The organism is Streptomyces albidoflavus (genome assembly GCF_000719955.1).
Taxonomy (GTDB): Bacteria; Actinomycetota; Actinomycetes; order Streptomycetales; family Streptomycetaceae; genus Streptomyces; species Streptomyces albidoflavus.
In genome coordinates this window covers 171,747-183,713 of the sequence record NZ_JOII01000005.1, presented here as the reverse complement: position 1 = coordinate 183,713, position 11,967 = coordinate 171,747, and the positions used below count along the sequence as shown (strand labels likewise).

The window sequence follows — 11,967 nt, the reverse complement described above, 5'->3', positions numbered from 1 at the left end:
ACGGTCCGGGCGTCAGCAGGAGGCGACCATGCTGTGATGTCGCCGCTGGTCACGGCAGCGCCTTGCGGGCCGTGGCGAAGCGGGGGCGGTTGTTGAGGTCGGGGTGGTCGGCGGCGTCGGCCCAGCCCTTCTCCTCGGTGAAGATCCACGGGACCTGGCCGCCCTGGGTGTCGGCGTGCTCGACGACGACGATGCCGCCGGGGCGCAGCAGCCGGTGGGCGGTGCGCTCGATGCCGCGGATGGTGTCGAGGCCGTCCTCGCCGGAGAACAGCGCCATCTGCGGGTCGTGGTCGCGGGCCTCGGGGGCGACGTACTCCCACTCGGTGAGCGGGATGTACGGCGGGTTGGAGATCACCAGGTCGACCTGGCCGTCCAGCTCGGGCAGGGCGCCGAAGGCGTCGCCCTGGTGGAGGTGGACGCGGGAGCCCTCGACGTTCTTCCGGGTCCAGACCAGGGCGTCCTCGGAGAGCTCCACGGCGTGCACGGTGGAGCGCGGGACCTCCTGGGCCAGGGCGAGCGCGATGGCGCCCGAGCCGCTGCACAGGTCGACCACGAGCGGTTCGACGACATCCATCGCGCGGACCGCGTCTATCGCCCAGCCGACCACCGACTCCGTCTCCGGCCGCGGCACGAACACGCCCGGGCCGACCTGGAGTTCCAGGTACCGGAAGTAGGCGAGCCCGGTGATGTGCTGGAGCGGTTCGCGGGCCTCGCGGCGGGCGATCGCCTCCCAGTAGCGGGCGTCGAAGTCGGAGTCCTTGACGGTGTGCAGGGCACCCCGCTTGACCTGGTGGACATAGGCGGCCAGTTCCTCGGCGTCGTTGCGCGGGGACGGCACGCCGGCGTCGGCCAGCCGCTGGGTGGCCTGGGCCACCTCGGCGAGCAGCAGGTTCACGGGGTCCTCCAGCCGGTCCGTACGGGGTGAAGAGGGAAGGTCAGGCGGCGGCGAGCTTGGCCGCGGAGTCCGCGTCGACGCAGGCCTGGATGACGGCGTCGAGTTCGCCGTCGAGGACCTGGTCGAGGTTGTACGCCTTGAAGCCGACGCGGTGGTCCGAAATGCGGTTCTCCGGGTAGTTGTACGTCCGGATCTTCTCGGAGCGGTCGACGGTGCGGACCTGGCTGCGGCGGGCGTCGGCGGCCTCGCGCTCGGCCTCCTCCTGGGCGGCGGCCAGCAGCCGCGAGCGCAGGATGCGCAGGGCCTGCTCCTTGTTCTGGAGCTGGCTCTTCTCGTTCTGGCAGGAGGCGACGACCCCGGTCGGCAGGTGCGTGATGCGCACCGCGGAGTCGGTGGTGTTGACGGACTGACCGCCGGGCCCGGAGGAGCGGTAGACGTCGATCCGCAGGTCGTTCTGATTGATCTCGACGTCGATCTCCTCGGCCTCGGGCGTCACCAGGACACCGGCGGCGGAGGTGTGGATGCGGCCCTGCGACTCGGTCGCGGGGACCCGCTGGACGCGGTGGACGCCGCCCTCGTACTTCAGCCGGGCCCAGACGCCCTGGCCGGGCTCGGTGGCGCCCTGGCCGCCCTTGGTCTTCACGGCGACCTGGACGTCCTTGTAGCCGCCCAGCTCCGACTCGGTGGAGTCGATCAGCTCGGTCTTCCAGCCGACGCGCTCGGCGTACCGCAGGTACATCCGCAGGAGGTCGCCGGCGAAGAGGGCCGACTCGTCGCCGCCCGCTCCCGCCTTGATCTCCAGGATGACGTCCTTGTCGTCGCTGGGGTCGCGGGGCACCAGCAGCAGCCGCAGCTTCTCGGTCAGCTCCTCGCGGGCGGCCTCCAGCTCCTTGACCTCGGCGGCGAAGTCCGGGTCGTCGGCGGCCAGCTCGCGGGCGGTCTCGATGTCTTCCCCGGTCTGCTTCCAGGAGCGGTACGTGCCGACGATCGGGGTCAGCTCGGCGTAACGCTTGTTGAGCTTGCGGGCGCCGGCCTGGTCGGCGTGGACCGCGGGGTCGGCGAGCCGCTTCTCGATGTCGGCGTGCTCGCCGATCAGTTCCTCGACCGCCTCGAACATCTTCGGGCTCCTGGTTCCTGCTGGTGACTGCGGGGGCTGCGGTGCTGGGGTGGCGGCCGGGGGCCGGGCCGCTCAGAACGGACAAAGCGCCGGTCCCGGCCGCCCGTGGAGGGCGGCCTGAGGACCGGCGCAGTGGCTCGCTACTTCTTGGTGCCGGCAGCCTTGCCGAAGCGGGCCTCGAAGCGGGCCACGCGGCCACCGGTGTCGAGGATCTTCTGCTTGCCCGTGTAGAACGGGTGGCACTCGGAGCAGACATCGGCGCGGACGGTGCCGCTGGCGATGGTGCTACGCGTGGTGAACGCCGCGCCACAGGTGCAGCTCACCTGGGTCTCGACGTACTCGGGGTGGATGTCGCGCTTCAAGGTGTCTCCTAGTTTCGGGAGGGCGCCGGGTCGCACACGCGGTTTGCGCACACGTGAACCGGGGCCGACAGTCCAGTCTGCCAGGGACCGCCGCATCTCCCAAAACCGGGGTACACCCCTGGGTATAACCGGGGTACACCCCTGGGTATTCCCCACCGCCCCCCGACCGACAAACCCAGCCCCAACCCCACAACTCAGCCCGGCCGGCGTTTGAGGCCAAACTCAGCCCGGCCGGCGCCTGAGGCCACAACTCAGCCCGGCCGGCGCTTGAGGCCACAACTCAGCCCGGCCGGCGCTTGAGGCCATCGGTGACCTCGGGGGGTCACCGCCCCCGCCCCAAGTCACGCCCGACCCAACCCCCCGCGCCGGCTAGCCGGCGCTGACCACGTCGTCGACATCCCCCTTGTCCCCGGCCGACCCCTCGGTCGCGGAGGCGGGCACGGCCTTGTCGGCCCGCAACGCCTTCCACACCTGAGCCCCGGCCTTCTCCTGCGGCAGCACCCGGTTGGCGTCGGCCGGGTCGTACTCGACCGGCAACGTCAGCATCTCCATCCCCTCGGGCTTCAGCCCCTTGAGCCCCTGGGCGAAGTCGAGCAGCGCCGGCACGGAGTCCAGCTCCGCGTCGGTGGTCAGCGACTTGGTCGCCGCGTCGGCCACCCCGTACAGCTTCTTGGGGCTGCTCAGCAGCCCCATGTCCTGCACCCGGTGCATCAGGGCGGTGAGGAAGGTCTGCTGGAGCTGGATGCGCCCGAGGTCGCTGCCGTCCCCGACCCCGTGCCGGGTACGGACGAGCCCGAGGGACTGCTCCCCGTCGAGGGTGTGGGTGCCCTTGTCGAGGTGGAGCCCGCTCTTGTCGTCGTCTATCGCCTTGCCGGTGGTGACCTCGACCCCGCCGAGCCGGTCGATGATCTCCTGGAAGCCGCTGAAGTCGACCTCCAGGTAGTGGTCCATGCGGATGCCCGACATCTGCTCGACGGTCTTGACCGCGCAGGCCGGCCCGCCCGCCTCGTAGGCCGTGTTGAACATCTGCCGCTGCCCGCCGGAGACCGTGCTGCCGTCCTCGGCGGCGCAGTCGGGGCGGGTGACGAGGGTGTCGCGCGGTATGGAGACGACGGTGGCCTTCTTCCGGCCCTCGTGGAGGTGGACGACCATCGCGGTGTCGGAGCGGGCGGCGCCCTCGTCGCGGCCGTACTTGCCGTTGTCGCCGGAGCGCGAGTCGGAGCCGAGCACCAGCAGGTCGAGGGAGCCGTCGTCGACCTCCTCGGGCCGGTCGCTGCCGAGCGCCGCGTTGATGTCGACGCCTTCGAGGTTCCCGTTGAGCTTCACGTACGCGAAGCCGAGTCCGGCGCCACCGACCAGGATGCCGCCGGCGGCGGTCCAGGCGGCGGCCAGAAGTATCTTGCGGCGGCGGCTGCGCGGGCGGCGGCGCTGCCCGGTGGGGCGTATGCGCCGTGCGCGCCGGGCCTCCTCGCCGTTCTCGGGCGTATCGCCGTCCTGACTCGTCTGCTCGGCCATGCTCCTCAGTCCCTCGTGTAGGTCGTCGGCGGGCTGCTCCCCTGCGGGTCGGGGGGTGGGGGTCCGTCGGTCTGTCCCTGGTGGGCGGGCGAAGTACGGGGTACGGAGCGGGCCGGGGCTTCCCGGCCGTCCGTGGAGGCACCGGGATGCACGGGGGCCTCGTACCACGTGTGTTCGCTTGTCCGACGGCGAAACCTGAAGAAGGGTTGCACAGGGGCCTGTGAGCGCCGTGTGAGGAGAGGGGCCCGCGAAACGGCCCGGGGGCGCCCGCGCGGACCGCCACGACCTGGGGTTTCTCCGGCCCTGAAGATCACCTTTGCGGGTCTTTGCGGCCGGGGGGCGTGTGGTCAAGGTCTCGCGGGGCGGCTGTGCGCCCCCGAGTTCGCGGGCGCACAGCGAAGCGCCCCCTCCACCGGAGTGGAGGGGGCGCTTCGTGGAGCTGGTCCGTCAGTCGTTGCCGCCGGCGGTCGGCGTCGTCTTCTGGATCTGGAGCAGGAACTCCGCGTTCGACTGCGTCTTGCGCATCTTGTCGAGCAGCAGCTCGATCGCCTGCTGCTGGTCGAGCGCGTGCAGCACCCGGCGCAGCTTCCAGACGATGCCCAACTCCTCACCGCTGAGGAGGATCTCCTCCTTGCGCGTGCCGGAGGCGTCGACGTCGACGGCCGGGAAGATGCGCTTGTCGGCGAGCTTCCGGTCGAGCTTGAGCTCCATGTTGCCGGTGCCCTTGAACTCCTCGAAGATCACCTCGTCCATCCGCGAGCCGGTGTCGACCAGCGCGGTGGCGAGGATGGTCAGCGAGCCGCCGTCCTCGATGTTGCGCGCCGCACCGAAGAAGCGCTTCGGCGGGTAGAGCGCGGTCGAGTCGACACCACCGGAGAGGATGCGGCCGGAGGCGGGCGCGGCCAGGTTGTAGGCGCGGCCCAGGCGGGTGATGGAGTCCAGCAGGACGACCACGTCGTGGCCCAGCTCCACGAGGCGCTTGGCGCGCTCGATGGCCAGTTCGGCGACGGTGGTGTGGTCCTCGGCGGGGCGGTCGAAGGTCGAGGAGATGACCTCGCCCTTGACCGACCGCTGCATGTCGGTGACCTCTTCGGGCCGCTCGTCGACGAGGACGACCATGAGGTGGCACTCGGGGTTGTTGTGCGTGATCGCGTTGGCCACGGCCTGCATGATCATGGTCTTGCCGGTCTTCGGCGGGGCCACGATCAGACCGCGCTGGCCCTTGCCGATCGGCGACACGAGGTCGATGATCCGCGTGGTCAGCACGCCCGGGTCGGTCTCCAGGCGGAGCCGGTCCTGCGGGTACAGCGGCGTCAGCTTGTTGAACTCCGGCCGCCCACGGCCCGATTCGGGGGCCATGCCGTTGACGGAGTCGAGGCGGACCAGCGCGTTGAACTTCTCGCGGCGCTCGCCGTCCTTGGGCTGGCGGACCGCGCCGGTGACGTGGTCGCCCTTGCGCAGGCCGTTCTTGCGGACCTGGGCGAGCGAGACGTACACGTCGTTGGGGCCGGGCAGGTAGCCGGAGGTCCGGATGAACGCGTAGTTGTCGAGGATGTCGAGGATGCCCGCGACGGGGATCAGCACGTCGTCCTCGTTGACCTGCGGCTCGCCGACCTCGTCGCGGCCGCGACGGCCCCGGCGGTCGCGGTAGCGGCCGCGGCGCCCGCGACGGCCGCCGCCGTCGTCGTCGAAGTCGTCGTGGCGGTCACGGTTCTGGCCGCCGCCCTGCTGCTGCTGGCGGTTGCCGCCGCCCTGGCCGCCCTGGCCGCCGTCGTCGCCCTTGCGGCGGTCGCGGTCCCGGCCGCCGCGCTCCCCGCGCTCGGAACGGTCGCCGCGCTCACGGTCACCGCGGTCGCGGTCCCGGCGGTTCTGGCGGTCCCGGCGGCCCTCGCCGCCGTCCTGCTGCTGGCCGGAGCCGTCGTCGCCGCGGCCCTCGCCCTTCTGGTCCTGCTGCTTGGCGGCGCGCTCCTGCTTGGCCTCGGCCTGCTCGGGGCTGCCCGCCTCGGCGGTGGCGCGGCGACGGCGGCGCTCACCGGCCGGCTGCTCGTCCCCGGCGCCCTGGCCCGGGATGTCGATCTGCTGCTGGGAGCCCTGCTGCGCCTCGGACTCCGCCGGCTCGGCGGCCTTGGCCTGCTTCTTCTCGGCGGCCTTGGCGGGCTTCTGCGCCGGTTCGGCGGCGGCCTCGGCCTCGCCGGTACGGGCCTTGGAGGTGGCCCGGCGCTTCGGCTTGGCGGCCTCCGGCTCGCTCTTGGCCGGGGCGGCCGCGCCGCCACCCGCCTGCGCTTCCTTGATGACCTCGATCAGCTGGCTCTTGCGCATCCGCGCGGTGCCCCTGATCCCGAGGCCCGAGGCGACCTGCTGAAGCTCGGCCAGCACCATGCCCTCTAGGCCGGTGCCGCGGCGCCGCCGGGAACCGGCCGCAGGCGCCGCTGAGGCGTCCGTGGCGGGCGCGGCAGCGGAATCAACCGTGCTGTCGGCAGTCACGCCCATCAGATCGGTGGTGTCGCTCACGAAGGGTCCTTCCCTGGAGCGGACGTCGGCCTGTCTGGCTCGGCGACCGGTTGTGCTGTCCGGCAGGTCCTCGGTGTGCGGATGTGCCGGGGCGATGGTCCGCCTGAGGCGGCGGAGGGATTCACTGGGTTCGCTGGCGATCGGCTGTGCCTGAGCCGTGGCGCCGATGTGCTGTGGCACGCGGCGGCTCTCTCACGCCAGCTCCGGAGCATGCTCGGCCCTGCTCAGTGCGAGGCACAGGGCAGTTTGGGAGGCTCCCGGAAGAATGTCTGTCCCGAACGGGGACAAGAAGCACCTCGCCGTGCTGAGGTCGGGTGCGTACTTGAGGTTAACACTACCGGACTCCACACATATTCCCCCTCTCTACGGTGCGGCGCCGCAACTCACGGCGCCAGCGGCAGCACACCGGCACCCGACAGGTCGAGTGCCAGCCGGTTCGCGGCCCAGCCGTCCCCGGCCAGACGGGCGACCTTCTCGGCAGCGCCGTCGGTGGCGAAGGCCAGGACGGTCGGTCCGGCGCCGGAGATGACCGCCGGGACGCCGTCCGCCCGCAGCCGCTCCACCAGAGCGGTGCTGTCGGGCATGGCGGGGGCCCGGTACTCCTGGTGCAGCCGGTCCTCGGTGGCGGCCAGCAGCAGCTCGGGGCGCCTGGTCAGGGCCTCGACGAGCAGCGCGGCGCGGCCCGCGTTGGCGGCGGCGTCGACGTGCGGGACGGTCCGGGGCAGCAGGCCGCGGGCGGTCTCGGTGAGCACGGGCTTGCCGGGCACGAAGACGACCGGCACGACGGAGGAGTCGGGCTCCATCCGGATGGCGCGGGCGGCCCCCGACTCCGTCCAGGCGAGGGTGAATCCGCCGAGCAGACAGGCGGCGACGTTGTCGGGGTGGCCCTCGATCTCAGTGGCCAGTTCCAGCAGGGCCGCGTCGTCGAGCTTGGCCTCGGCGCCTATGGTCACGGCGCGGGCGGCGACGATGCCGGCGCAGATGGCGGCGGAGGAGGAGCCCAGGCCCCGGCCGTGCGGGATGCGGTTGGCGCAGACGATCTCGAGGCCGCGCGGCTGTCCGCCGAGGAGGTCGAAGGCGGTGCGCATCGCCCGTACGAGCAGGTGGTCCTCGTCGCGGGGCAGGGTCTCGCTGCCTTCGCCCGCGATGTCGATGTGCAGTCCGGAGTCGGCCACGCGGACGACCACGTCGTCGTAGAGCCCCAGCGACAGGCCGAAGGCGTCGTAGCCCGGTCCGAGGTTGGCGCTGGTGGCGGGGACGCGCACCCGGACGGCGGCGGCTCGGAAGGCGGGACCGGCCATCGCTTTGATGACTCTCCTTGTGACAGCGATACGTGCGGGACGTACGGGGGTTTCGGCGGGCGGGGGCGCGGCGTGGCGGTGGTGGTGGCTGGCGGGCTCTGGCGGGATTTCGGCGGTGTCTTCCCGTCGGCGGGGGCGGATGCGCACCCGGCTGCGGAATCACCCGTGGCCAACACGGCGGCAGCACTCCGACTCGGGCGGCGACGCGGGTTGGTACAGCCTATCGAAGGAAGGATGCCTGGCGACATAGGGCGCACGGGAGGCGCACGATGCGTGTCGTAGAACCCGTTGTGCACCTGTTCCGCACGGTTTCACGCCGTACGCCTGGCCCCGGCAGTCCCGCGGCCGGCCGCGCCCGGGGGCGGGACCGGCCGCGGACGGCGCGGTGTGCGCGTTACGCCAGGCCGAGCCGTTCGGCGGCGGCGGTGGCGTCGACCGGGACGGTGAGCGGCTGCGGGGCGCCCGCGACGGCCCAGTCGGGGTCCTTCAGGCCGTTACCGGTGACGGTGCAGACGATGCGCTGTCCCGGGTCGACCTTGCCCTGCTCGGCCGCCTTGAGCAGCCCGGCCACCGAGGCGGCCGAGGCGGGCTCCACGAAGACGCCCTCCTGGGAGGCCAACAGGCGGTAGGCCGACAGGATCTGACGGTCGGTCACCTCGTCGATGAAGCCGCCCGACTCGTCCCGCGCCTGGATCGCGTAGTCCCAGGAGGCGGGGTTGCCGATCCGGATGGCGGTGGCGATGGTCGCCGGGTCCTTGACGACCTCACCGCGGACCAGCGGCGCCGAGCCGGCCGCCTGGAAGCCCCACATGCGCGGCGTACGGGTCGAGACGGCGTCGGCGGCGTACTCGCGGTACCCGCGCCAGTAGGCGGTGATGTTGCCCGCGTTGCCGACCGGCAGGACGTGGATGTCGGGGGCGTCGCCGAGGAAGTCGACGATCTCGAAGGCGGCGGTCTTCTGGCCCTCGATGCGCACCGGGTTGACGGAGTTGACCAGCGCCACCGGGTACTGCTCGGAGAGCGCGCGGGCCAGCGTGAGGCAGTCGTCGAAGTTGCCGTCGACCTGGAGGATCTTGGCGCCGTGCACGAGGGCCTGGCCCATCTTGCCGAGCGCGATCTTGCCCTGCGGCACGAGGACGGCGCTGACCATGCCGGCCCGGACCGCGTAGGCGGCGGCCGAGGCGGAGGTGTTGCCGGTGGAGGCGCAGATGACCGCCTGCGCGCCCTCCTCCTTGGCCTTGCTGATGGCCATGGTCATGCCCCGGTCCTTGAAGGAGCCGGTGGGGTTGGCCCCCTCGACCTTCAGGTGGACCTCGCACCCGGTGCGCTCGGAGAGCACCTGCGCGGGGACGAGCGGCGTCCCGCCCTCACGGAGCGTGACCACCGGCGTCGTGTCGGAGACGGGCAGCCGGTCCCGGTATTCCTCGATGATTCCGCGCCACTGGTGGGTCATTGCTGGTTACTCTCCTTCAACCCGCATGATGCTCGCGACACCACGCACGGTGTCGAGGTTCCGCAGCGCCTCGACGGTTCCGCTGAGGGCGGCGTCGTGAGCGCGGTGAGTGACGACGACGAGGCTGGCCTCGCCGTCCTTGCCCGTCTGGCGCACCGTGTCGATGGACACGCCGTGCTCGGCGAAGACCGTCGCGACCTGGGCGAGGACACCCGGCTTGTCGGCCACGTCGAGGCTGATGTGGTACCGCGTGACGACCTTGCCCATGGGGCTGACGGGCAGCCGGGTGTACGCGGACTCGCCCGGGCCGCGCGAGGCGGCGAGGCGGTTGCGGCAGACGGCGACCAGGTCGCCGAGGACGGCGGAGGCGGTCGGCGAGCCGCCCGCCCCGGGGCCGTAGAACATGAGCTGGCCGGCGGCCTCGGACTCGACGAAGACGGCGTTGTACGCCTCGCGGACGGAGGCCAGCGGATGGGTGAGCGGGATCATCGCGGGGTGCACCCGGGCGGTGACCGACTCGCCGTCGGCGGCCCGCTCGCAGATGGCGAGGAGCTTGATGGTGCAGCCCATCCGCCGGGCCGAGGCGATGTCGGCGGCGGTGACCTCGGTCATGCCCTCGCGGTAGACGTCGTCGAGGCGGACCCGGGTGTGGAAGGCGATCCCGGCGAGGATGGCGGCCTTGGCGGCGGCGTCGAAGCCCTCGACGTCGGCCGTGGGGTCGGCCTCGGCGTACCCCAGCGCGGTGGCCTCGTCCAGCGCCTCCTGGTACCCGGCGCCGGTGGAGTCCATCTTGTCGAGGATGAAGTTGGTGGTGCCGTTGACGATGCCGAGCACGCGGTTGACCTTGTCGCCGGCGAGGGACTCGCGCAGCGGGCGGATCAGCGGGATGGCGCCGGCGACGGCGGCCTCGTAGTACAGGTCCCGGCCGTTGGCCTCGGCGGCGGCGTGCAGGGCGGCGCCGTCCTGGGCGAGGAGCGCCTTGTTGGCGGAGACGACCGAGGCGCCGTGCTCGAAGGCGGTGGTGATGAGGGTGCGGGCGGGCTCGATGCCGCCGATCACCTCGACCACCACGTCGATGTCGCCGCGTTTGACCAGCGCGGTCGCGTCGGTGGTGACCAGGGAGGGGTCGATGCCCTCCCGGACGCGGTCCGGGCGGCGGACGGCGACCCCGGCCAGTTCGACCGGGGCGCCGATCCGTGCGGCGAGGTCGGCGGCGTGCGTCGTCATGATGCGCGCCACCTCTGAGCCGACTACCCCACAGCCAAGGAGCGCCACCTTCAGCGGACGCGTACGCATCATCCGACCTACGCCTTTCATCAGAGCCTCAGCTCACGGAAATCCATCAGTTGGTCCAGTCTCGCCCACCCCTCCGGACTTTCCGCAGAAAGTCCGGATGATGAGACGAGTATTTCATCACCCGACATCGAGACGCAGGAGATCCTCCTCCGTCTCCCGGCGCACGACAACCCGCGCCGCACCCTCGTCCACGGCCACCACCGGCGGCCGCAGCGCGTGGTTGTAGTTGCTGGCCATGGAGCGGCAGTACGCCCCGGTGGCCGGTACGGCGAGCAGGTCGCCCGGGGCGAGGTCCGCCGGGAGGAACGCGTCGCGCACCACGATGTCGCCACTCTCACAGTGCTTGCCGACCACCCGGACCAGCATCGGCTCGGCGTCGGAGGTGCGCGAGGCCAGCGTGACGGTGTACTCGGCGTCGTAGAGCGCGGTGCGGATGTTGTCCGACATCCCGCCGTCGACCGAGACGTACGTCCGCAGCCCCTCCAGCGGCTTGACGGTCCCCACCTCGTACAGCGTGAAGGCCGTCGGCCCGACGATCGCACGGCCCGGCTCGACCGAGATGCGCGGGGTGGCGAGCCCGGCGGACTCGCACTCGCGGGTCACGATCTCCCCGAGCGCCTTGGCGATCTCGTGCGGCTCGCGCGGGTCGTCGTCCGAGGTGTACGCGATGCCGAGGCCGCCGCCGAGGTCGATCTCGGGCAGCTCGACGCCGTGCTCGTCGCGGACCTCGGCGAGCAGCTGCACGACGCGGCGGGCGGAGACCTCGAAGCCGGCCATGTCGAAGATCTGCGAGCCGATGTGCGAGTGGATGCCGATCAGCTCCAGCCCGTCCAGCTTCAGCGCGCGGCGGACCGCCTCGGCGGCCTGGCCGCCGGCGAGCGCGAGGCCGAACTTCTGGTCCTCGTGGGCGGTGGCGATGAACTCGTGGGTGTGCGCCTCGACGCCGACCGTCACCCGGATCTGCACCGGCTGGCGGACGCCCAGCTCGTCGGCGACGTGCGCGACGCGGACGATCTCCTCGAAGGAGTCGAGCACGATCCGCCCGACGCCCGCCTCGACGGCCCGGCGGATCTCGGCGGTGGTCTTGTTGTTGCCGTGGAAGGCGATCCGGGCGGCCGGCATCCCGGCGTCCAGCGCGGTGGCCAGCTCGCCGCCGGAGCAGACGTCGAGGTTGAGCCCCTCCTCGTGCAGCCAGCGGACGACGGCGCGGGAGAGGAACGCCTTGCCCGCGTAGAAGACGTCGGCGTCGGCCCCGAAGGCGTCACGCCAGGCGCGGCAGCGGGCCCGGAAGTCGGTCTCGTCCAGGAAGAAGGCGGGGGTGCCGAACTCCTCGGCGAGGCGGGTGACCGGCAGGCCGCCGACGGTCAGCGCGCCGTCCTCGTCGCGGCGGACGGTACGCGCCCAGACCTTGGGGTCGAGGGCGTTGAGGTCCTCGGCCGGGGCGCTGTAGTGGCCCTCGGGCAGGACGTCGGCGTGGCGGGGCCCGGCGGGGTGGGCGGAACGGCTCATGATGCGGT

The 11,967-nt window shown here is 72.1% G+C and carries 9 protein-coding genes; all 9 read right to left on the bottom strand.

Annotated features, from left to right (window positions below; translation table 11 throughout):
• Positions 1 to 49 precede the first annotated feature (49 nt).
• The gene (gene prmC / locus IF45_RS0107395; RefSeq protein WP_008409324.1) at positions 50 to 895 is read right to left on the bottom strand and encodes a peptide chain release factor N(5)-glutamine methyltransferase; all 846 of its coding nucleotides are present in this window, start codon (positions 893 to 895) and stop codon (positions 50 to 52) included.
• A gap of 40 nt (positions 896 to 935) precedes the next feature.
• On the bottom strand, positions 936 to 2,012 hold the full coding sequence (prfA, locus tag IF45_RS0107390) for a peptide chain release factor 1 (protein ID WP_003950870.1): 1,077 nt from the start codon (positions 2,010 to 2,012) through the stop codon (positions 936 to 938).
• 140 nt (positions 2,013 to 2,152) lie between these two features.
• On the bottom strand, positions 2,153 to 2,374 hold the full coding sequence (gene rpmE / locus IF45_RS0107385) for a 50S ribosomal protein L31 (RefSeq protein ID WP_003950867.1): 222 nt from the start codon (positions 2,372 to 2,374) through the stop codon (positions 2,153 to 2,155).
• A gap of 369 nt (positions 2,375 to 2,743) precedes the next feature.
• Positions 2,744 to 3,889: an LCP family protein gene (locus IF45_RS0107380; RefSeq protein WP_030306344.1), complete on the bottom strand. Its 1,146-nt coding sequence runs from the start codon at positions 3,887 to 3,889 to the stop codon at positions 2,744 to 2,746.
• A 447-nt stretch (positions 3,890 to 4,336) separates the two neighbouring features.
• Positions 4,337 to 6,400 carry a transcription termination factor Rho gene (gene rho, locus IF45_RS0107375; protein WP_015507094.1) on the bottom strand — a complete coding sequence of 688 codons (2,064 nt, stop codon included), beginning with the start codon at positions 6,398 to 6,400 and terminating at the stop codon, positions 4,337 to 4,339.
• Positions 6,401 to 6,783: 383 nt separating this feature from the next.
• A complete protein-coding gene (gene thrB / locus IF45_RS0107370) occupies positions 6,784 to 7,701 on the bottom strand; it encodes a homoserine kinase (protein ID WP_003950864.1) in 918 nt (305 codons plus the stop codon).
• A 394-nt stretch (positions 7,702 to 8,095) separates the two neighbouring features.
• Positions 8,096 to 9,154: a threonine synthase gene (gene thrC / locus IF45_RS0107365; protein ID WP_003950863.1), complete on the bottom strand. Its 1,059-nt coding sequence runs from the start codon at positions 9,152 to 9,154 to the stop codon at positions 8,096 to 8,098.
• Between the two features lie 6 nt (positions 9,155 to 9,160).
• Complete coding sequence (locus IF45_RS0107360; protein WP_003950862.1) at positions 9,161 to 10,450, bottom strand: homoserine dehydrogenase; 1,290 nt, start codon at positions 10,448 to 10,450, stop codon at positions 9,161 to 9,163.
• 117 nt (positions 10,451 to 10,567) lie between these two features.
• Positions 10,568 to 11,959, bottom strand: coding sequence for a diaminopimelate decarboxylase (lysA, locus tag IF45_RS0107355; RefSeq protein ID WP_008409319.1), 1,392 nt, complete (start codon positions 11,957 to 11,959; stop codon positions 10,568 to 10,570).
• Positions 11,960 to 11,967: the final 8 nt, after the last annotated feature.

Coding starts and splice junctions, on each gene's coding strand:
- IF45_RS0107380 (WP_030306344.1), bottom strand. CDS start 3,889: ATGGCCGAGCAGACGAGTCAGGACGGCGATACGCCCGAGAACGGCGAG.
- lysA (WP_008409319.1), bottom strand. CDS start 11,959: ATGAGCCGTTCCGCCCACCCCGCCGGGCCCCGCCACGCCGACGTCCTG.
- IF45_RS0107360 (WP_003950862.1), bottom strand. CDS start 10,450: ATGCGTACGCGTCCGCTGAAGGTGGCGCTCCTTGGCTGTGGGGTAGTC.
- thrC (WP_003950863.1), bottom strand. CDS start 9,154: ATGACCCACCAGTGGCGCGGAATCATCGAGGAATACCGGGACCGGCTG.
- prfA (WP_003950870.1), bottom strand. CDS start 2,012: ATGTTCGAGGCGGTCGAGGAACTGATCGGCGAGCACGCCGACATCGAG.
- thrB (WP_003950864.1), bottom strand. CDS start 7,701: ATGGCCGGTCCCGCCTTCCGAGCCGCCGCCGTCCGGGTGCGCGTCCCC.